The sequence below is a fragment of the Pseudomonas sp. NPDC079367 genome (assembly GCF_044542195.1).
Classification (GTDB): Bacteria; Pseudomonadota; Gammaproteobacteria; order Pseudomonadales; family Pseudomonadaceae; genus Aquipseudomonas.
Genome location: NZ_JBITTW010000018.1, coordinates 26,144 through 46,802, shown reverse-complemented (window position 1 = coordinate 46,802; position 20,659 = coordinate 26,144). Strand labels below are relative to the sequence as shown.

At 60.9% G+C, this 20,659-nt stretch carries 19 protein-coding genes and 1 pseudogene; 6 read left to right on the top strand and 14 right to left on the bottom strand.

Features of this window, described 5'->3' with window-relative positions; genetic code table 11:
- Nucleotides 1-170: 170 nt before the first annotated feature.
- Complete coding sequence (gene pyk / locus ACIGDJ_RS16005) at nt 171-1,622, bottom strand: pyruvate kinase (protein WP_101155690.1); 1,452 nt, start codon at nt 1,620-1,622, stop codon at nt 171-173.
- A gap of 169 nt (nt 1,623-1,791) precedes the next feature.
- Here pyk and ACIGDJ_RS16000 point away from each other — a divergent pair, with 169 nt between their 5' ends.
- On the top strand, nt 1,792-2,178 hold the full coding sequence (locus ACIGDJ_RS16000) for a tol-pal system YbgF family protein (protein ID WP_101155692.1): 387 nt from the start codon (nt 1,792-1,794) through the stop codon (nt 2,176-2,178).
- 232 nt (nt 2,179-2,410) lie between these two features.
- Nucleotides 2,411-2,770, top strand: a complete 360-nt coding sequence (locus ACIGDJ_RS15995; protein WP_101156399.1) for a PilZ domain-containing protein — start codon at nt 2,411-2,413, stop codon at nt 2,768-2,770.
- Nucleotides 2,771-2,819: 49 nt separating this feature from the next.
- Here ACIGDJ_RS15995 and ACIGDJ_RS15990 read toward each other — a convergent pair whose 3' ends face one another.
- Genes ACIGDJ_RS15990 through ACIGDJ_RS15965 form a run of 6 tightly spaced genes read right to left on the bottom strand, consistent with a single transcriptional unit; the run spans nt 2,820 to nt 9,530 of the window.
- Complete coding sequence (locus ACIGDJ_RS15990) at nt 2,820-4,148, bottom strand: DUF58 domain-containing protein (RefSeq protein WP_397479445.1); 1,329 nt, start codon at nt 4,146-4,148, stop codon at nt 2,820-2,822.
- Nucleotides 4,145-5,146, bottom strand: coding sequence for a MoxR family ATPase (locus ACIGDJ_RS15985; RefSeq protein WP_101155696.1), 1,002 nt, complete (start codon nt 5,144-5,146; stop codon nt 4,145-4,147). The genes ACIGDJ_RS15990 and ACIGDJ_RS15985 overlap by 4 nt, the downstream gene beginning before the upstream one ends.
- The gene (locus tag ACIGDJ_RS15980) at nt 5,143-6,306 is read right to left on the bottom strand and encodes a DUF4350 domain-containing protein (RefSeq protein WP_101155698.1); all 1,164 of its coding nucleotides are present in this window, start codon (nt 6,304-6,306) and stop codon (nt 5,143-5,145) included. The genes ACIGDJ_RS15985 and ACIGDJ_RS15980 overlap by 4 nt, the downstream gene beginning before the upstream one ends.
- A complete protein-coding gene (locus ACIGDJ_RS15975; RefSeq protein WP_397479446.1) occupies nt 6,303-7,841 on the bottom strand; it encodes a DUF4129 domain-containing protein in 1,539 nt (512 codons plus the stop codon). Before ACIGDJ_RS15975 ends, ACIGDJ_RS15980 begins: the two co-directional genes overlap by 4 nt.
- The gene (locus tag ACIGDJ_RS15970; RefSeq protein ID WP_397479447.1) at nt 7,828-8,805 is read right to left on the bottom strand and encodes a stage II sporulation protein M; all 978 of its coding nucleotides are present in this window, start codon (nt 8,803-8,805) and stop codon (nt 7,828-7,830) included. The genes ACIGDJ_RS15975 and ACIGDJ_RS15970 overlap by 14 nt, the downstream gene beginning before the upstream one ends.
- Nucleotides 8,802-9,530 (bottom strand): RDD family protein, encoded by a 729-nt coding sequence (locus ACIGDJ_RS15965; protein WP_101155704.1) that lies wholly within the window; start codon nt 9,528-9,530, stop codon nt 8,802-8,804. Before ACIGDJ_RS15965 ends, ACIGDJ_RS15970 begins: the two co-directional genes overlap by 4 nt.
- Nucleotides 9,531-9,864: 334 nt before the next feature.
- Between ACIGDJ_RS15965 and sbcB the strand changes: the two genes are divergently transcribed.
- On the top strand, nt 9,865-11,295 hold the full coding sequence (gene sbcB / locus ACIGDJ_RS15960; RefSeq protein ID WP_397479448.1) for an exodeoxyribonuclease I: 1,431 nt from the start codon (nt 9,865-9,867) through the stop codon (nt 11,293-11,295).
- 96 nt (nt 11,296-11,391) lie between these two features.
- Here sbcB and mvaT read toward each other — a convergent pair whose 3' ends face one another.
- Nucleotides 11,392-11,769 carry a histone-like nucleoid-structuring protein MvaT gene (gene mvaT / locus ACIGDJ_RS15955; RefSeq protein ID WP_016773476.1) on the bottom strand — a complete coding sequence of 126 codons (378 nt, stop codon included), beginning with the start codon at nt 11,767-11,769 and terminating at the stop codon, nt 11,392-11,394.
- A 336-nt stretch (nt 11,770-12,105) separates the two neighbouring features.
- Between mvaT and purU the strand changes: the two genes are divergently transcribed.
- Nucleotides 12,106-12,954: a formyltetrahydrofolate deformylase gene (purU, locus tag ACIGDJ_RS15950; protein ID WP_016773477.1), complete on the top strand. Its 849-nt coding sequence runs from the start codon at nt 12,106-12,108 to the stop codon at nt 12,952-12,954.
- A gap of 98 nt (nt 12,955-13,052) precedes the next feature.
- Nucleotides 13,053-13,232, top strand: coding sequence for a hypothetical protein (locus tag ACIGDJ_RS15945; protein WP_101155710.1), 180 nt, complete (start codon nt 13,053-13,055; stop codon nt 13,230-13,232).
- On the opposite strand, the gene ACIGDJ_RS15940 is transcribed toward ACIGDJ_RS15945, so the two are convergent.
- The 5 genes and pseudogenes from ACIGDJ_RS15940 to ACIGDJ_RS15920 form a co-directional block, all read right to left on the bottom strand.
- Complete coding sequence (locus tag ACIGDJ_RS15940) at nt 13,229-14,224, bottom strand: YbhN family protein (RefSeq protein ID WP_397479449.1); 996 nt, start codon at nt 14,222-14,224, stop codon at nt 13,229-13,231. The two genes, ACIGDJ_RS15945 and ACIGDJ_RS15940, sit on opposite strands and share 4 nt — an antisense overlap.
- Nucleotides 14,221-14,979, bottom strand: coding sequence for a DUF2334 domain-containing protein (locus ACIGDJ_RS15935; protein WP_397479450.1), 759 nt, complete (start codon nt 14,977-14,979; stop codon nt 14,221-14,223). The genes ACIGDJ_RS15940 and ACIGDJ_RS15935 overlap by 4 nt, the downstream gene beginning before the upstream one ends.
- A gap of 4 nt (nt 14,980-14,983) precedes the next feature.
- On the bottom strand, nt 14,984-16,096 hold the full coding sequence (locus ACIGDJ_RS15930; protein ID WP_101156402.1) for a glycosyltransferase family 1 protein: 1,113 nt from the start codon (nt 16,094-16,096) through the stop codon (nt 14,984-14,986).
- 200 nt (nt 16,097-16,296) lie between these two features.
- Nucleotides 16,297-17,061, bottom strand: coding sequence for a methyl-accepting chemotaxis protein (locus tag ACIGDJ_RS15925; RefSeq protein WP_371918362.1), 765 nt, complete (start codon nt 17,059-17,061; stop codon nt 16,297-16,299).
- Nucleotides 17,062-17,154: 93 nt separating this feature from the next.
- Nucleotides 17,155-18,186 (bottom strand): annotated as a pseudogene (locus tag ACIGDJ_RS15920) (cache domain-containing protein); the annotation flags it as partial.
- Nucleotides 18,187-18,372: 186 nt separating this feature from the next.
- On the opposite strand from ACIGDJ_RS15920, the gene ACIGDJ_RS15915 reads away from it, so the two are divergent.
- Nucleotides 18,373-19,860 carry a helicase HerA-like domain-containing protein gene (locus ACIGDJ_RS15915; protein WP_397479451.1) on the top strand — a complete coding sequence of 496 codons (1,488 nt, stop codon included), beginning with the start codon at nt 18,373-18,375 and terminating at the stop codon, nt 19,858-19,860.
- Between the two features lie 90 nt (nt 19,861-19,950).
- Here ACIGDJ_RS15915 and ACIGDJ_RS15910 read toward each other — a convergent pair whose 3' ends face one another.
- The gene (locus ACIGDJ_RS15910) at nt 19,951-20,406 is read right to left on the bottom strand and encodes a DUF721 domain-containing protein (protein ID WP_101155718.1); all 456 of its coding nucleotides are present in this window, start codon (nt 20,404-20,406) and stop codon (nt 19,951-19,953) included.
- Nucleotides 20,407-20,659: the final 253 nt, after the last annotated feature.

Genomic DNA, 20,659 nt, shown 5'->3' with positions numbered 1-20,659 from the left:
CGCTGAACGTGCCGGCCTCTTCGCGAGCAAGCTCGCTCCCACATGGGAATGCGGTCCCTGTGGGAGCGAGCTTTCTCGCGAAGAGGGCAGATCAGTCGACAGCTCTTCCAGAGCAGTAAACAAAAAAACCCGGCACTCACATGCCGGGGCTTTTGTTTTCAGCGTGTCACTCAGACCTGAGGGTCACCCACGTGCAGGATCTTCATGCCATTGGTGCCACCGGTGGTGTGGTAGCTGTCGCCCTTGGTCAGGATGACCCAGTCGCCTTTTTCCACGACGCCGCGCTTGGTCAGTTCGTCGATGGCTTTCTGGCTGACTTCGTGCGGTTCCAGCGAGGCCGGGTCGAACGGAATGGTGTAGACGCCACGGAACATCGCCGCGCGGGCCTGGGCTTCGCGGTGCGGGGTGAACGCGTAGATCGGCACCGAAGAGCGGATACGCGACATGATCAGCGGGGTGAAGCCGCTTTCAGTCAGGGCGATGATCGCTTTGACGCCCGGGAAGTGGTTGGCGGTGTACATGGTCGCCAGCGCAATACTTTCGTCGCAGCGGCTGAATTCCTTGCCGATACGGTGGCTGGAGGTCTTGCCGGTCGGGTGCTTCTCGGCGCCGACGCAGATGCGCGCCATGGCCTGCACGGCTTCCAGCGGGTAGAGGCCTGCGGCGGATTCGGCCGAGAGCATCACGGCGTCGGTGTAGTCGAGCACGGCGTTGGCCACGTCGGACACTTCGGCGCGGGTCGGCATCGGGTTCTGGATCATCGACTCCATCATCTGGGTCGCCACGATCACTGCCTTGTTGTGGCGACGTGCGTGCAGAATGATTTTCTTCTGAATGCCCACCAGCTCGGCATCGCCGATTTCCACACCGAGGTCACCACGGGCAACCATTACCGCGTCGGAAGCCTTGATCAGACCGTCGAGGGTTTCGTCGTCGGCCACGGCTTCGGCGCGTTCGATCTTCGCTACCAGCCAAGCGGTGCCGCCGGCTTCGTCGCGCAGTTGACGGGCATATTCCATGTCGGCAGCGTCACGCGGGAAGGACACCGCGAGGTAGTCGACTTCCATTTCCGCAGCGAGCTTGATGTCGGCCTTGTCTTTTTCAGTCAGGGCCGGGGCAGTCAGGCCGCCACCGCGACGGTTGATGCCTTTGTGGTCCGAGAGCGGGCCGCCGATGGTCACGGTGCAATGCAAGGCATCGTCAGTCTGGGTATCAACGCGCATCACCACACGGCCGTCGTCGAGCAGCAGCTCGTCGCCCACGCCGCAGTCCTTGACCAGATCCGGGTAATCGATGCCGACCACCTGCTGGTTGCCTTCGGTCAACGGATGGCTGGTGGAAAAGGTGAACTTGTCACCGATCTTCAGCTCGATCTTCTTGTTGGCGAATTTGGCGATACGGATTTTCGGGCCTTGCAGGTCGCCGAGCAGGGCGACAAAGCGGCCGTGCTTGGCAGCCAGGTCACGCACCAGCTTCGCGCGAGCCTTGTGCTCGTCGGGGGTGCCGTGGGAGAAGTTCAGACGGGCAACGTCCAGACCAGCCAGAATCAGCTGTTCGAGAACTTCCGGCGAGTTACTGGCCGGGCCAAGGGTAGCGACGATTTTGGTACGACGGACGGACATGCAAAGACTCCTGAGTTCAAGCGCCAGCGAAGGCTACTATGCTCAGAAGGTGTAGTCATTGTTCGTTTGCACTACTTATCGTTTTCTTTATTGAACCGACAACTGGCACAAACACTGCTGAAGATTTCACGGCAGGGGTCGATACAGAGCACAAGACAGGAGAACCCCCATGCGATTGTTGCCCATTGCCGCCCTTGCCCTCAGCGTCCTCGCCATGACGGGCTGCACCCGTTGGTCGATGAACCATCATTTGAACAACGCCTACAGCGCCTATGATCGCGGCAATTGCGAGCAGGTCATGCTTGAGCTGTCCAAGGTCGAACGCGCCAGCCGCGCCCGCCCTTACGTGTGGCCGGAAGTGTCGATGATGCGCGGCCAGTGCCTGGAGCGGCAGAAGTTGTACATCGACGCGGTGCAGACCTACCAGTTCATCATCGCTTCGTACCCGAACAGCGAATACGCCTACCGCGCTCGCGCGCGTCTGGAAACCCTGCAGAGCCTGGGCCATTACCCGACGCGCAGTGCCGCGGCAGTGGTGCGGCCGACACGCTTCTAACGGCGCTTCTCATACAAATTCTGGCCGTCTGTACAAGCTCCGCTATAGTCAAGGAAACCGTTTGGAGCCTTGACTCGTTAACGGCGCAACACCTGCGACTGGCAGTGGTAGAGGTGACGGCGATTGGTGCGCCGTTCACACCGGAAGCGGGGAGAGCGGGCCTGCCGCACAGGTTCGTTCCGAAGCACAGATGCGGCTCCGTGACGGAGCCCTGCATGGCGAACCGCACATCATGTTTACCGACCGCCGGATCGAACGGCATCAGTTGCCGTATTACCTCAGAGTGTTCAACAGCGTCACCGACAAACCCGTCGGCTTTCTCGGCAATGTGTCTGCAGACGGGCTGATGCTGATCAGCCAGCTGCCAATGATGGTTGGCGCCGATTTCCAGTTACGCCTCAAGGTTCCCGCCCGCGATGGCAGCCAGCAGATCATCGATTTCAGCGCCTGTTGCGTGTGGTGCCATGAAGACGCCACGCCGCTGCACTACGACGCCGGTTTCATCCTGCGGCGCGCGCCGGCGGAGTTCGGGCAACTGATTCTGGCGTTGCAGCAGTACTTCAGTTTTCAGCCGCTGCCGGCGTCGGCCTGAGTCGATGGCGCCAAGCGCTTGGCAGGCACGCCTGCACCGACGACGGGGATCACAGCGACGCGGTACTTTTCCAGCTCAGATACTGCGTCACCAGCTCGGTGCCCAATTGCGCGGGCCGAATATCCATTACGGCAACGCCATGAGCATTCAACCGTTCATGGCGTTCGGCCCGCTCATTCAGGTAATTCACCGTCCCGCAGTAAGCCAGCGCCTCGGGCAGCGTCTGCACGCTGGTCTGGCGCAACGTATCCAGTGCTTCCTCACGCAGACTTGCCACCAATATCCGATGCTGCGCGCTCAGGCGTCTGACCGCGGCCAGCAGTTGATCATCGTCATCGCGCACATTGGTCACCAGCACTACCAGCGCCCGGCGCTGTTGTCGGGCCAATAACTGGTTGGCCGCCGCCTGATAATCGGCAGGACGCCGCGTGGTCTCCAGATCATGCACAGCGTTGAGCAAGACGTTCAGTTGACCGCTGCGTTTGGCTGGCGCCACGTGGCACGGCTTGTCACTGGCAAAGGTACTCAGGCCCACCGCATCGCCCTGGCGCAACGCAACATAAGCGAGCAACAGGCAGGCATTGAGCGCGTGATCGAAGTGCGATAGCTCATCGTCCTGACTGCGCATCTGACGGCCGCAATCAAGCAGAAAAATGATCTGTTGATCACGTTCATCTTCATATTCGCGGGCAATCGGCGTGCGCTGGCGGGCAGTGGCTTTCCAGTCGATCTGGCGCAGGCTGTCGCCTTCACGGAATTCGCGCAGCTGATGGAATTCCATGCCCTGACCGCGACGTTGTCGCTGGCGTACGCCGAGCTGGCTGAGCCAGTTGTCGACGGCGCGCAATTCACCGCCGTAGAGCCGAGCGAAGTCCGGGTAGACGCGGGTCTCGTCACTGATGCTGAGCAGGCGTTTGCCGGACCATAACCCCAAGGGGCTCGGCAGATTGACTTCGCACTGTGCGAAGCTGAAACGCCCACGTTTGGCCGGGCGCAGCCGGTAGCGGATCTGGCTGCAATAGCCAGGTTGAAGTTCAACCACCATCGGCAGGTCATCAAACTCTAGGCCGTCGGGTATGTGGTCGAAGAGTCTAATGTTCAATGGCTCGACGAATTCATGCGCAATGTCCACCTGCACGTCTGTCCAGCGCCCGAGCGCCAGGCTGCCGGGCATCTGCCGCGTGATGTGCGGCGACGGCAGGCGTGCAAGGCGCACCGCGTCAATAACTGCCAACGCCATCAGCGCCAGGAGCAAACCCCAGTTGATCGACATCAGGCTCGACGGTATCTCAGTGCCGAGTGCCTGAACGGCACCGAGCACACTGCTGACGACCAGCAGCAGGGCCAGCCAGATCAACAGCAGCCGAGACGGTTTCACAGGCGCGGCGCCGGCACTTGATCGAGCAATTGCGCGAGCACCTGATCGACCTGCAAACCTTCGATATCCAGCTCCGGCGCGATGCGCACGCGATGGCGCAGCACGGCCAGCGTGCAGCCTTTGATGTCATCCGGAATGACAAACTCGCCGCCGCGCAACAACGCCCGGGCACGGGCGCAGCGCACCAGAGCGATCGATGCGCGCGGCCCGGCGCCGAGGCTCAGGCCCGGCCAGGTGCGCGTGCTGCGCGCCAGGCGTACGGCATAGTCGAGGACCTGATCGTCGAGCGGCAAATCACTGGCGATACGTTGCAGTGCTTGGACATCTTTCGCCTGCAACACCGTGCGCAGCGGTTGCACGTCGAGCATGTCGGCGCGGGTCGAGCGACACACCTGGCGGACCATGTTCAGTTCTTGATCGGCGTCCGGGTAATCCATGCGCACCTTGAGCATGAAGCGGTCGAGCTCGGCTTCCGGCAGTGGATAAGTGCCTTCCTGTTCGATCGGGTTCTGCGTGGCGAGCACCATGAACGGTTGCGCGATGGGCAGGGCGCGGCCCTCGAGCGTGACCTGGCGCTCCTGCATGGCTTCGAGCAACGCCGCCTGGGTTTTCGCCGGGGCGCGGTTGATCTCGTCAGCCAGTAACAGATTGGTGAACAGCGGGCCTTTGCGCAGCTTGAACTGTTCGGTCTGCAAGTCATACACGGCGTGGCCGGTGACGTCGCTGGGCATCAGGTCCGGGGTGAACTGGATGCGTGCAAACTCACCGCCGAAACAACGTGCCAAGGCTCGCACCAGCAAGGTCTTGCCCAAGCCGGGCACGCCTTCGAGCAGCACGTGGCCGCCGGCAATCAGCGCGGTCAGCACGTCGTCGATCACCGCCTCCTGACCGAACAGCGCCTTGTTCAATTCGTTGCGCACGGCCTGCGCCAACTGGCTGGCACGCTGGCGTTGCTGGGCAGCGTGAGTCGCGCTGCCGGGCTCGATCTGTTCAGTCATAACGCGTTCCTCAAGGTTTGCAGATGAGCGACCTGACGACTGAATTCGGCGCTGGACAAGCGCTGTTTCGGACGTGGGCTCAGGGCCTGGCTGATGGCGCGGGTGGGTTGCCGGGTCAGGCGTGATAGCGCCAGCCATTGTTCGGCCACATTCAATTGATCGAAACCGGGATAGCGATGGCGGGCGCGGCGCAGGATGTCCTGTTGCAATGCTTGCAGCAGGACATCCTGGCCGTTGTGGCGCAGCAGGAAATCGGCGCTGGCGCGCAAATGCTCCAGCAGTTGGCGCCGACCCGCCCGCGCCGGCATTTGCACTGGCCCGTGGCGCACGCTTGCCTGCCACAGCCACAGGCCGACCAAGGCGAGCAGGGCGACGATCGCCTGCGGAAAATAGCGCCAGAGCAACGTCCAGAGTCCATCATGCGCGGTGTTGTAAATCACGGTGACGTCGGTGTCGGCGCTCAGATACCAGAGCAGCCAGGCATTGTCGTATTGGCCGATGGCCGGGGTTTTCCATAGCTCGGCATCGGTGACTACGGTGACTGTCCCGAGGCCGTACACCCGTTGCATCATGTGCGTGGCTCTGGCGCTGTTGGCCCAGGCTTGGGCAACGTTGTTCGGGTCATCGAGGTGGAAGTCGGTGTCGAAACTGGCGTAGGCCGGCGCGTCTTCATCTTCCAGGTACAACTTGGTCAGTTTCGCAAAGCGATCCTTTTCCACTTCTTGCGGAGGATCTTTCAAATCCTTGCTCAGCGATTGGTGCAATTGCACCCGGTCGAGCAAAAGATCGTTGCTTTGCCCGGTTTGCGCATCCCACAGCGACTCGGCGACAAACACCAGGCGTCCGCCGGCGCGAGTCCAGTTCAACACTTGATCGACTTCTCGCGGCGTCATCCGTGCGCGCTCGCCGAACAACAGCAAGGTGTGGCCGTGTGGATCGATCTGCGGCAGCACCGCGAGGGTCTCGGCGTGACTGACCGCGAGGCCGCGCTCGCGCAGGAACATTTCTGCCGCCAGATACGGGTTGGCTTGCGCCGTGGGCGAGGGGCCGTGATCGACGACTTCCTCATATGGCCGGGCTTGGAGGTAGAGGAACAGGCTCAAACCGCCCAGCAGCAAAAGCGCCAGCGCACCCAGTGACCAGCCGATGCGCCGGTTCAATGCCGCGACCCTTTGCTGAACAGCTCACGCCAGCCGTTGCACAGTTCTGCTTGCAGGTGCGCGGCTGGAAGTCGGTGCCCATAGGCCACGTTCTGCCAGTGAACTGTCAGGTTGCGGCTGTAAGCGAGCAGGTCGGGGCGTTGCAATTGCTCGATGCGTTGGAGGATCTGGTTTTCGGTATCGGCGGCAGTCAGCGTCAGCCCGAAATCGTGCAGCAGGTGGCTGAGCAGGCCGCGATAAAGCAGACCCAGCGCGGCACGAGGTTCGCTCAGCCACAATTGTTCGGCGCTGGCGGCGACGTCGTCCGGAAGGGTTTCACGGTTCAGATCGAGGCCGAAGACTTGTGGCGCCGCCGCTCGTTTGCGGCGCACTGGCAGGTTCGGACGACGACTGACGAAGGCCTGGAGAAATTCGCGATACCGCCAGAGCAGCCAGCCCAGGGCGGCGATCAACGCGCCCCAGAGCAGCACCTCAATCAGGCTGGCAAAGGTGTCGAGGTGCCGACCATCGAGCCAGCCGAGCAGGGTTTTCAGCCACTGCGGTGCCTCTCCCGTCTGCCCTTCCTTGGCCGGGCTCGCCGGGTCGTCGCCGAAGCGGTAGCGGGTGACGCTCTCCTTGTTCTTGAACGGCGGTTGTTCAAGCAATGACTGGATACTGTCGCGCGCGGCCTGGCTGGTCAGCGGCTGATTGAGCAGTCGTGGTGCGTGCGGCGCATCGCTGGCCCGTACCGGTTGCAGGTTCGGCAGCAACAGGCACGCGGCGAGCAACACACCGAGCACGCCGTTGTTCAAGCGCTGGCGCAAACGGCGGAAGACCAGCTCGATATCCCAGGCTTCCAGTTGCGTGCGGCGATTAAGGTAGAGGCTGAAGCCGCAGGCAACATAAATCGGCTCCCAGACCACCAGGATCAGCGCGTAAAAAGCGTTGGTCAGGTGTTCCAGCCAACGCCAGTCCCGATCGGCTGCGAGCAGCAGCGACTGCCAGTCCCAGTCGGTTTCGATTTGCTGCGGCAACAACAGGTAGAACAGGACCATCAGGCCGATCCACAGCGCGGTTTCCAGATGCACGCCGATAATTGTCAGCCATTGCGCAGCGCCGCCGTTGCGTTGCAGCAGCACCTGCAAGCGTTGTTGTCGAACTTCGCCGTCGAGACCTTCGAGTTGTGTCACCGGCAGCGCAAAGCTGCGGCTCAGGCTCAGCCGTCGCCAGGTCAGGCTCGCCAGCAGTTGCGGCTTGAGAAGGCGCGGCCATTCACGCAGGGCTTGTTTGAGCGTCGGGGTTTCGCCGAACAGTGCTTTGGAGAGGATATATAACGGCAGGCGTTCGTAGGCCGGTTTCAGCCACCAGAAAATGAACACCGCCAGCGATGGCCAGTCCCACAACAGCAGGCTGAACAGGGCGAACAGCGGCAGGGTGACGATCGCCCAACTGGTCATCAACAACCGGCGATGCTGCTGGCTCATCAACACGCCCAGGTCCATGGCTTCCCAGGTCGTGCGCGGGCGGATCACGACGCTGGCGTCACTCAGGCGCATGGCGGGTCTTTCCGGCAAACAACAGATAAACCGCGACGGCCAGCCACAGCGCGGCGCCGACTGCATATTTGGTCAGTGGCGTGACACTGGCTTTCGACGACCAATACGCCTCGATGAACGCTGCGATCAGCAAGAACAGCATGACCCCGCAGACCAGCAACACGCTTTTGCGCGCAGCCAGGCGCAGTGCCTCGCCGCGTGTCAGGCGTCCCGGTGCGATCAGCGCCCAGCCCAGCTTGAGCCCCGCCGCGCCGGCGAGGGCAATGCCGGTCAGTTCGAATGCGCCGTGGCCGATCACGAACGACCAGAAGGTCTGGCCGAAGCCGATTTCGCTTAGGTGTCCGGCCACCGCGCCGATGATCATGCCGTTGTAGAGCAGAAAAAAACCGCTGCCAACGCCCATCAGCAAACCGCTGGCGAAGGTCTGAAAGGCGATGCCCGTGTTGTGCATCACGTAATAGCCGAACATCACCCAGTCTTCACTCGCCGCGCGTTCCGCCGTGCGTCCGAGGTGACCAGCGACTGGATCGTACATGCCTTGCATTTCGCGCACCTGTTCGGCCGGGATCAGGTTGTAGATCAGTTCGGGAAACAGATACACCAGCACGCCGAAACCGATCAGGCTGGCGAAGAACAGCAGACTGGCGACCGCGACAAAGCGCCACTCCTCGCGCACCAGTCGCGGGAAGTCGGCGAGGATAAAACTGATTATCTGCGCGCCGAGGCGACTGCGATGCCGGTACAGCTGTTGATGGCCGCGCAGCACCTGTTGCTGCAATGAATCGATCAGAAAACTGCTGTAGCCGCGCTCCTGTGCCAAGGCCAGGTGTTGGCAGAGGCGTCGATAGGATTTGGGGAAAGCGGCCACTTGCGGGGTGTCCTTACCGTGCTCGAGACGTTCGAGCGCCGAGGCGAAGCGCTCCCATTCGGCCTTGTGGCGGGTTTCGAACAGGCTTTGCTTCATGGGCTCGGCCCCAACAAACCGCGCGCGATGCCATTGAGTTCGACCACCGCTTCAGACGCGCAAATATGCAGCGGCTGGGCCAGCAATGTAGCCAGCTCATTGACCCGCGCGGGAGACAACTGGGCCTGACGCTCGGCGAAACCGAGCACCGCGCGTTGTTCGCTGAGTGTGAGAACAACGGGCGAGCGACGAGGTTCAGCGTCAGGCAATTGCGGGCGGTTCAGCGGACGTTCGCTGTAAACCACCAGCGTGCCGGCAGCGATATCGCCCAGGCGTTTGAAGGTCGGGTGTTGCAGGCAACTGAGTGCACCGAGGAAATAGCCGAATGGCAGCAGGTCGACAAAACGCAACAGGTTGCGCAATAGCGAGGCAGACCAGCCGATCGGCGTGCCGTCGTCGTGCACGACGCGCAACCCCAGCCATTGCTTACCCGGCGAGCGGCCCTGACGCAGCACCTCAAACAGCACCATGTACCACCAACTGATGGCAAACAGCAGCAGCGAGCCGAGGCCCATGCCAAGCCTGCCGAGAAACGCCAGTGCGATAAACAGCACGCCGAGGATGAAGCCGCGAATGCCCAGATCGATGGCAAACGCCACAGCGCGCACCATCAACCCGGCGGGACGCAACGGCAGGTCGATGCCTTCCGGCGTTTCGACCTGATGACGCGTATCCAGCGGCGGGGCCAGCGGTGCTTTCCTTGGCGGTGCTGTGGGTTCGAGCATGGGCTACCTGATGTTCGCCTGTTCGGGATGCAAGTGCGCCTGATGCTAGCAGCCTCTCGGGGGGGAACGACATCACTATGTATTGCACAGCGTGTAACCGCCACGTAAAGGCTGACCATACTGGCCCTGTGGGAGCCAGCTTGCTCGCGAGCGCGTAGTGACAGGCAGCAGCGATGTTGAATGTGCTGGCCCCTTCGCGAGCAAGCACGCTCCCACAGTACGAGTACCCATAAGCTGTAGGAAATTGGAAAAAGTGCTGTTTGAGGGACAGGAGACTGGCTCCGGGGTCGGCTGAGCGCCTAGACTTCGCCGATCTTCTGTTCAGGATTCGCCCGTGACTTCAATCTTCTGGTACGACTACGAAACCACTGGCATCAATCCGCGCAACGACCGTCCGCTGCAAGTGGCCGGGATCCGTACCGACCATGCGCTCAACGAAATCGACGAGCCGGTCAATCTCTATTGCCAGCCCAGCGAAGACATCCTGCCGCATCCGGCGGCGTGCGCGATCACTGGAATCACCCCTGGCCAGCTCGCCGAAAAAGGCCTGAGCGAAGCCGATTTCATGACTCGCGTGCATGCGCAACTGGCTGCACCGGGTACGTGTGGCGCCGGTTACAACACCTTGCGTTTCGACGATGAGATGACCCGCTACAGTCTCTATCGCAATTTTTTCGACCCCTACGCCCGTGAATGGCAGGGTGGCAACAGTCGCTGGGATCTGATTGATGTGGTGCGCGCCGCTTACGCATTGCGCCCCGATGGTCTGGTCTGGCCGACCGGTGACGATGGCCGGGTAACCCTCAAACTCGAACGGCTGACGGCGGCCAATCACATCGATCACGGGCACGCTCACGAAGCGTTGTCGGATGTGCGCGCCACCATCGCGTTGGCGCGGTTGATTCGCGAGAAACAGCCCAAGCTCTACGAGTGGCTGTTCCAGCTGCGCAGTAAACAGAAAGTCATGGATCAGATTCGTCTGTTACAACCGCTGGTGCATGTGTCCGGGCGTTTCTCGGCGGCGCGCAGTTATGTCGGTGTGGTGTTGCCGCTGGCCTGGCACCCGAAGAATCGCAACGCCTTGATCGTCTGTGATCTGCATCTTGATCCGCAAGGGTTGCTGGACCTTGATGCACAAACCCTGCGCCAGCGTTTATACACCCGCCGCGATGAATTGGCTGAAGGTGAATTGCCCGTGCCGCTCAAGCTGATCCATATCAATCGTTGCCCGGTGGTGGCGCCGTTGGCGGTATTGCGTGCGCAAGATCAGCAACGCCTCGGCCTGGAGATGGCGGTTTATCAGGAGCGGGCACTGCGACTAACTGACGCACAGCAAGTCTGGAAAGATAAAATCGCGGCGATTTATGCCAGCGAAGATTTCACTCCCAGCGAAGATCCGGAGCAGCAGTTGTACGATGGATTTATCGGTGACCGAGATCGCCGTCTATGCGAGCAAGTTCGAACGGCCGATCCTGCGCAATTAGCACAAGAGCAGTGGCCTTTCGATGATGAACGTTTGCCCGAATTACTTTTTCGATATCGAGCACGCAACTTTCCAGAGACCTTGGATGTCGCCGAGCAAGAACGCTGGAAATTATTTTGTCGCCAGCGTCTGACGCAACCTGAGGCAGGTGCGCCGAATACCGTGCAGTCATTTATCGAAGCTGCCGAGCAATGGTCACTTAGTGCGACGCCATTGCAGCGAGAGGTGCTCAACGACTGGCAGAACTATGTCGAGGCATTACGCAAACGTTTGAAGCTTTGAAATCGAACATGCCTGGCAATAGTTTACGGGCATAAAAAAACGCCAGCGCATGCTGGCGTTTTTTGTTCGCGGATCGCTCTGCGAAGGCGTTGCGGCTTAGCCCAGCAGGGTAGCCCAGCCTTCAACCACGTCGCCGCCCCACTTGGCTTTCCACTCTTTCAGAGTCTTGTGGTTGCCACCTTTGGTTTCGATGACTTCACCGTTGTGCGGGTTTTTGTATTGCTTAACTTTGCGTGCACGCTTGGTGCCGGTAGTTTTCACTGCGCCGCCACGTGGAGCCTTGGATTTGGCTTCCGGGTCGAGCAAGGCGATGATGTCACGCAGCGATTTGGAGTATTCACCCATCAGCGTGCGCAATTTGCCTTCGAATTCCAGTTCGGCTTGCAGTTTGTCGTCTTCGGACAGGTTTTTCAGACGGGCTTGCAGTTCTTTGATGGCTTCTTCGGTGGCGCGATATTCGTTGATCAAGGACATGAGTACTACCTTTCGTAGAATGCTGAATGACAGGGGACAGTGCCGTAATAATAGTCAGGCTGTTTCATCAAGTAAACATTTGGATGGGCTTTTTATTTAAATGAGTTACAGGAGTTAGGCGCCAATTGAATGTTCAGTTAAATAATGTGATGCAGTCAGCACAGATATTTACAGTTGTCTGGCAAACCTCTCGCTAAAGCGCCACAGTCTTGACGAAAACCTGCGTCAGAAAGTCGTTTCGCCAGGCTTCGTTCCGCACGGCGCGCATGCGTACTGCAGTTTTCCTGCACAGTCGCTAGAATGGCGGCCTTTGTGAAGTTCTGGAGTTTCCCCCTCATGCGCACTTTTCGGCTGGTGATATCTTGCCCGGACCGCGTTGGCATCGTTGCCAAAGTCAGTAATTTTCTGGCCTCTCATAACGGCTGGATCACCGAAGCGAGCCACCACTCTGACAATCAAGTGGGCTGGTTCTTCATGCGTCACGAAATCCGTGCCGATTCGCTGCCGTTCGGTATCGAAGAGCTGCGCGAGAAGTTCGCGCCGATCGCCGAGGAGTTCTCGATGGACTGGCGCATCACCGACACCGAGCAGAAAAAACGCGTTGTACTGATGGCCAGCCGTGAATCCCACTGCCTGGCCGACCTGCTGCACCGCTGGCACAGCGACGAACTGGATTGCGAGATCTCCTGCGTGATTTCCAACCACGACGATCTGCGCAGCATGGTCGAGTGGCACGGCATTCCTTATTACCACGTCCCGGTCAATCCACAGGACAAGCAGCCTGCATTCGACGAAGTGTCGCGGCTGGTCAAACAGCACGACGCCGAAGTGGTGGTGCTGGCGCGTTACATGCAAATCCTGCCGCCGGACATGTGCCGCGAATATGCGCACAAGGTCATCAACATTCATCACAGCTTCCTGCCTTCGTTCGTCGGCGCCAAGCCTTACCATCAGGCGTCTCTTCGCGGCGTCAAGCTGATTGGCGCGACTTGCCACTACGTGACTGAAGAACTGGACGCCGGCCCTATCATCGAGCAGGACGTGGTGCGTGTCAGCCACAGCGACAGCATTGAAGACATGGTGCGTTTCGGTCGTGACGTCGAGAAAATGGTGCTGGCCCGCGGCCTGCGTTATCACCTCGAAGACCGCGTGCTCGTGCACGGCAACAAGACGGTCGTGTTCTGATCGCACAGACACGCTTGAAAAACGAAGGGCTTGGGCGTTGAATCGCTCAAGCCCTTCGTCGTTCAAGCTCTTTCGCCGTTTCTGCCCGAGGAAAAACCATGAGCGATCCACTGGACAAAGCCACCTCAAAAGCGCCCGCCACCCTTGGTGAAGGTTGCCTCAGTCGCTACGATCCGGATGACATGGGTCCTGAGGACGGCACCGAATTTCCCGGCGCCGCCGCGTTGTGGGAACAGCTGAAACCAGAGTCGGACGATGAAACGGGTGACGATCTTTAGGCTTGGCGCACTTTCATCAGCTTCTTCAGCAACGGCTTGCCCAGCATCAGCACGAACACCGGGCCGCCGACCAGCAGATAGAAGTAATACGTCACCACCCGCCAGATCAGAATCGCCGCCGCTGCGGTGGATTTGCCCACCATCGGCGCGAGCAGTGCAGCCGAAGTCAATTCCGCCGCGCCGGCGCCGCCGGGTAACAGGCTGAATTGGCCGGCGCCCAGTGAGAGCATCTGCACCAGAAAACTCCAGGCCCACTGCAAGTCGGCACCGAGCCCGCGCAGGGCCAGATATAAAACGCTGTAGCGCAGCAGCCAGTGCACGCAGGTCAGGGCGAACACCTGGACCAGCGTCCGCCATGGCAGCTTCAAGGTATCGGTAAACGCCGCGAGAAAGTGCAGCAACTTGCGCGCCCAGCGGCGGCGAGTGCGCGCAGTCACGTTCATGCCTGCCAATACCCGACCGCTCAGGCGAATCAACGCCCGGTGGTAGCGCGCAATCAGCACGCAACTGAATAATCCGCCGAACAGCGACACCGCGCTGACCGTCAGTAGCCATTCGAGCCGATCGCTCAGATGCTGGAACAGTGCATAAATCAGAATCCCGCTCAGCGCGCAGAGAAAAAACAGCAGATCGCTGAGCTGATCCATGGCAAACACTGCGCTGCCTCGCGCCGGACGCACGCCGTAGCGGGCCAGCAAAGCCATGATGGTCAGCGGCCCGCCGCTGCCGCCGGGCGTGGCGCAGTATGCGAACTCGGCCGCCATCACTACGCCGAGGCTTTTCATCGGCGGGACCTTTTCACGCTGGTCGCCGAGCAACAAACGCAGGCGCAGGGTATTGATGCCCCAGCAGAGCAGGATCATGCCGAACATGATCAACAGCCAGTTCAACGGAAAGCCGCGCAGGCGTGCCCAGATTTCACCACCGCCCAACAGCAGCGGAATCAGCACCGCCGCGAGCAGGCCGATCAGCAACAACAGACTGCGCTTCATGCCGCCTGTTCCAGTTGTCCGCGCTGGCGGGCGAGCCAGTCGATCTTGGTCAAAGGGACGCGTCCGTCTGCGAGTAGGCGTTGCAGGGTGTGTAACCAGTAATCGCGCGAAAAGCGGTGGCGCATGTCGACCGGGTGCAGGCCCAGGCGAATCACCGGCGCCTCGCGCCAACGCTGTTCACGCTGGTCGCTGACGATTTTCGACAAGCCGCGACGCCAGGCACTGCGCGCACTCCATACCAGCCCGGGCGCATCAAGGGCGCTGAAGTCAGGCAAGCGATAAAGATGCTGCGGATCGCTGGTGTAACTGAGCGGTAATTCGCGCAAGGCCTGGCGGGTGCCGTCGCTCATCAGCCAGGCCGGGGCGACGAAGCCGTGCACTGGCCAGTCGTAGCGCTGAAATATTTCCAGACCTGCATGCAAACGGGCGAGGGCTGTGTCGTGGGACAAGCGATAAAATTCACCTTCATGGGTGTAGACCCGACGCATGAACCAGTCGCGCGGGTTGTTTGGCATAGCTTCCTGGTCGTCGTGGTAATAACCGTGCAGCGCCAGTTCATCGCCTCGGGCCACCCTGGCGTCGAGCACCCGGCGAAACGCCGGGTTGGCATCAAGCGCATCGTGGCGGTGAAAGTTCGGCACTACCAGCCACGTCATCGGCACATTGCCCAAGGCATCGACGGCCTCGACGAAGGGCTGGTAGTCCGCCCACGTCGAGGGCGCCACATCATGCAACACTAGGCATACGGCTTTCATGTGTTCAACCATTGGCCACCCGTGGCAGCGTATGGCCGAGCACAGCGTGGTAGTGACTGAGCAGGCTGTCGACCACAGTGTCCCAGGCGTAATGCCGTTCTACATGCTGGCGCGCCTGGCGGCCAAGCCGATCGCAGCCGCGACTGAACAGCTCGCGCACGGCGTTGGCCATCGCTTGCGGGTTGTTCGGGGCACAGAGCAGACCGCAGCAATCGTTGACGATTTCTTCAAACGCCCCGGCTGCGACGGCCACCACCGGAATGCCGCAGGCCATGGCTTCAAGGATGACCAGACCGAAGGTTTCCTGATCACCGGCGTGCACCAGCGCATCGGCACTGGCCATCAGGCGCGCGACTTTTGCTGCCGGGCAGAATTCATCGATGACGCTGACGTTATCCGGCACCGCAGTGGGCATTGACGAGCCGACCAACAGCAAGTGATAGCGCGGGCCGAGGCGTTGCATGCACTTGAGCAGCACCGGCAGGTTTTTCTCCTTGGAACCGCGCCCGGCAAAGACCAATAGCCGGGTGTCTTCGGCAATCCCCAATTCGGCACGCAGGCCGGGGTCGCGGGCGTCGGGATGAAACGTGTGCAGATCGACGCCCAGCGGTTGCACATGGACATTGCGTACGCCGAGCCCGGTGAGCTTGTCCGCCATGACCTGGCTCGGCGCGAGAACGCGGTCGAAATTGCCGTAGAGACGGGTGACGTAGGCTTCGACGTTCGGCGTGACCCAGTGGCCCATGCGATTGCCCACCAGCAGCGGCAGATCCGAGTGATAAAAGCCGATCACCGGCACATCCAGCTGCCGCCGGGCATCCAGCGCGGCCCACGCGGTGAGGTAGGGATCGCCGACTTCGATCAGATCCGGCTGCAAATCCTGCAGGACGTTTCGCCATGGCGCCAGCCGTAGCGGGAAGCGATAGCCTTTGCCGAAAGGCAGGGCAGGTGCTGGAACCGTGTAAATGCCGTCATGTTCACCCAGTCGCGCGCCGGGGATGAGCAGGCTGTGACGAATACCGCTGCGGTCGCCAAGGCGACGGTGCTTGGCATCCAGATAAGTACGCACGCCTCCGCTGGCCGGGGCGTAGAACATGGTGATGTCGGCGATATGCACGGTGAGCAACCCTCCGCTGTGTTGTTCTCCCTTGGTTGACCGTTATCCAGAATAGATGTTCGGTCGGGATTGCGCGGTGGGGTCTCAGGTCGGTTTAGTGTTGTTTGAGTGGGCGCCTTCGCGAGCAAGCCCGCTCCCACAATTGAAATGCATTCCAATGTGGGAGCGGGCTTGCTCGCGAAGGCGGAAGTGGCGGCGCCTCAGATGCGGAAACTACCCACCAACTGCTTCAACCGCGAAGCCTGCTGCTCCAGATCCGAGCACGCACGCAGCGTCGCGTGCAGGTTCTCCACGCCTTCCTGGTTGAGCGTATTGATCTCGGTAATGTCGACATTGATCGACTCGACCACCGCGGTCTGCTCTTCGGTCGCGGTCGCCACCGACTGGTTCATCCCGTCGATTTCACTGATGCGCAGGGTCACGCTGTTCAGGCGTTCGCCGGCAAGGTTGGCGATCTCCACGCTGTCGTGGCTGTGACGCTGACTGTCGCTCATGGTGCTCACCGATTCCCGGGCCCCGACTTGCAGCTCCTCGATCATGGTCTGCACCTGCTGCGCCGATTCCTGCGTGCGGTGCGCGAGGTTGCGTACTTCGTCGGCCACCACGGCAAAACCACGACCGGCCTCACCGGCGCGGGCCGCTTCGATCGCGGCGTTAAGGGCGAGCAGGTTGGTTTGCTGGGAAATGCTGGTGATCACTTCGAGGATCTGGCCGATGTTGACGGTCTTGCTGTTCAGCGACTCGATATTGGTGCTGGACGCGCTGAGCATGCTCGACAGCTGATTCATCGCCTTGATGCTGCGCTCGACCACCTGCTGGCCATCCTCGGCCAGACCCCGGGCGTCGCTGGCCTGGTTCGACGCTTGCGCGGCGTTGCGCGCAATTTCCTGGGCGGCGGCGCCGAGCTGATTGATCGCGGCGGCAACGCTGCTGGTGCGCGAAGCTTGCTGGTCAGAGTTGTACATCGAGGAGTTCGACGCAGCGACCACGCGCAGGGCGACTTCGTTGACCTGGCCGGTGGCCGAAGACACTTCGCGGATCGAGCCGTGAATGCGCTCGACGAAACGGTTGAACGCGGTGCCAAGTATGCCGAATTCATCGTTATTGACGATGTTCAGGCGTTTGGTCAGATCGCCTTCGCCGTCGGCGATGTCTTCCATGGCGCGGGTCATCACGTGCAGCGGCTGGATCAGCAGGCGGATCAGCATTCCGAGCAGGGCAATGATGATAGCCACGGCAATAATGGTCGCGATTACCGCGGAGGTACGGAATTCGCTGAGCATCGAGTAAGCCTGGTCTTTATCGATCGACAAACCGATGTACCAGTTCACCGACGGCAGGCCCTTGATCGGGGCGAAAGTGACGATGCGGGTTTTGCCGTCGACGCTCACTTCGCTGAAATCGCTGCTGATGCGCGGGGTGTCCTGCGGATAGGCTTCTTTCAGCGATTTCATCACCAGGGCCTTGTCCGGGTGGACGAGGATCTTGCCATCGGCGCTGACCAGGAACACATAGCCCATGCCATCGAAATCACGGGCGGCGAGGGTGTCGACCAGTGACTGCAGGCTGAGGTCACCGCCGACCACGCCGACGCTCTGCCCGGCCTTTTTCGACGCGGTAGCGATGGAAATGATCAACTGGCCCGTTGCCGCATCGATGTAAGGTTCGGTCAGGGTCGAAGTGCTGCTGCTTTCGGCACCTTTATACCAGGGGCGTACGCGCGGATCGAAACCGTCCGGCATCTTCACGTCCGGGCGGATGGTGAAGTGGCCGGTGGCGTCGCCCAGGTAGGTAGCCATGAACGTCGAGGTCAGGCTTTTCTGTTCCAGCAGGCTGGCGACCGTGTCAGGTTGCGGGTTGATGGCGATGTTCTGGGCGGCGTTCTCGATCAGCAGGATGCGCCCGCTGAGCCAGGTCTGGATATTGCCGGCGGTGACCTCGCCCATTTCGTTGAGGTAGTTGTTCAGGTCATCGCGGATCGCATTGCGTTGCAGCCAGTCGTTGTACAACGTAAACGAGGCGAAAGCGGCAATGACGATGAGAGCGGCGGCAAGCAAAATCTTATGGCTGAAGCGCAGGTTTTTGTTCATGGCTTGGGGTTCCGCTAAGGTCTTAATGTCCTGGGCGTGCTTTGCTAAAGACGCGCACTATGGGCAAGGTTGAAAAACTGGTATTTCCGGCTCTCCTTAGGGAAATGTCCGACCCGATTTTCTGATGGGTCTATCCAATTTATGTATCGGCCATGTGTCATCAAAGATTAACCATTGGGTGAGAAAATGCCTGACTCTTCGCAACTCGTTATCGGCGCTGATCCGGCCGCGCAACCCATCGCTCAGGCCATGCGCCTGGCCAACCGCCACGGGCTGATCGCCGGCGCCACCGGAACCGGTAAAACCGTGACGTTGCAGCGTCTGGCCGAAGCGTTCAGCGATGCCGGTGTGGCGGTGTTCGCCGCCGACATCAAGGGCGACCTGTGCGGCCTCGGCGCTGCCGGCAACCCGCAGGGCAAAGTGGCCGAGCGCATCGCCGGCATGCCGTGGCTGGGTCATACGCCTCAGGCTTATCCCGTCACGCTGTGGGACATCCACGGTGAATCCGGTCATCCGCTGCGCACAACCCTGAGCGAAATGGGCCCGCTGCTGATCGGCAGCCTGCTCGAGCTGACCGACAGTCAGCAATCGGCGTTGTACGCAGCATTCAAAGTGGCGGATCGCGAAGGCTTGTTGCTGCTGGATCTCAAGGATCTGAAAGCGCTGCTCAATCATCTCAAGGACAATCCGCAACTGCTGGGCGAAGACGCGGCGTTGATGACCACCGGTTCCAGCCAGGCGCTGCTGCGCCGGTTGGCGACGCTGGAACAGCAGGGCGCGGAAGCCTTGTTCGGCGAGCCGGCGCTGCAACTTGAGGACATTCTGCAACCGGGCGCCGATGGCCGTGGACGCATCCATTTGCTCGACGCCAGCCGGCTGGTGCATGAGGCGCCGAAAGTCTACGCGACGTTCCTGCTGTGGCTGCTGGCAGAGTTGTTCGAGCAGTTGCCCGAGCGCGGCGACGCTGATAAACCGCTGCTGGCGCTGTTTTTCGATGAGGCGCACTTGCTGTTCGGCGACACGCCGAAGGCATTGCAGGAACGCCTGGAGCAAGTGGTGCGTTTGATCCGATCCAAAGGTGTGGGCGTCTACTTCGTTACCCAGTCGCCAGCGGATCTGCCGGACGATGTGTTGGCGCAGTTGGGCCTGCGCATTCAACAGGGTCTGCGTGCGTTTACCGCCAAAGAGCAGAAATCCCTGCGCGCGGTGGCGGATGGCTTTCGGCCGAATCCGGCGTTCGACAGCTTGTCGGTGTTGACCGAACTGGGCATCGGCGAGGCGCTGGTGGGCACGCTGACCGAGAAGGGCACGCCGGAAATGGTCCAGCGCGTGCTGGTGGCGCCGCCGCAATCGCGGATCGGCCCGTTGACCGAGACCGAGCGCACCCTGCTGATCGCCGGCTCGCCGTTCAAGGGCCGTTACGACAAGCCGATCGATCGTGAATCGGCCTATGAAATTCTGATGGGACGCAAAGGGCTCGCGCCTGAGGCCGAAACCCCGACGGGCAAACCGCAGGCCGAAGAGCCGAGCCTCGCTGACCGCGCCGGGGAGTTCCTCGGCACGGCGGCAGGGCAGGCGTTGAAATCGGCGATGCGCCAGGCGGCCAATAACCTTGGCAAGCAATTGGTGCGCGGGTTGATGGGCTCTTTATTAGGCGGCAGCAAGCGCCGCTGAAAGCAAAGATCGCAGCCTTCGGCAGCTCCTACAGTTGAAATGCATTCATTCTGTAGGAGCTGCCGAAGGCTGCGATCTTTTGATTTTGCTTCAGGCTTTACCCTTGGCGTGCGCCGCCAACCGCTCCAGCGCCGCGCGAAGTCCCGGATCGTTGATCCCGTCGGCCGTCGACTGAATCGTCTCCGCCGCACTGCTCGACAAATCCATCGTGTGTCCTGCCGCCCGAGCCTGAATGATTGGCGGGCGCACGCTGAATTTGATCCGCGTCAGGTTGGCGAACTCACCGAACAACTGCAGCTGCCGTTGCAGGCGCTTTTGCTGGTAGCGCAAGCGCGTCGCCCAATGGCCGTCAGTGACCACCAGCGACAGTTCGCCTTCGCGCCACTTGGCCACACGGCAATGCTCGCGGGCGGCCGGCTGCAGCTGACTTTCGAGCAGGCGCTGCAAATGCTCCAGACGCTGGGCATGGCCGAGGATGGCTTTCAGCGGTTTGGCTTCGCGTAGCAGAACGGCGGGGGCTCTGGCCGAGAGAGGGCGCAATGCCATGATCGAACACCTGAGGTAACAGAGGCGCCATGTTAGCAGAAAGCAGTGGAACCTCTGGCCCATTGCTTTTGTCCCTGCTCTGCTCATTAAATCAACGCCTGACTTCTTTCCCCCAACGGCTTGAAGTTGAGCAAAACGCCCCTATTTTAAGTGAGCCCCGTCAAAGCGCAGTGCCAGCATCGTGGAATATCGCCACTTTCCTCACCACCGTTTCCGGGTAGAATGCTCGTTCGCATGCGGCCATGAGGGCTGC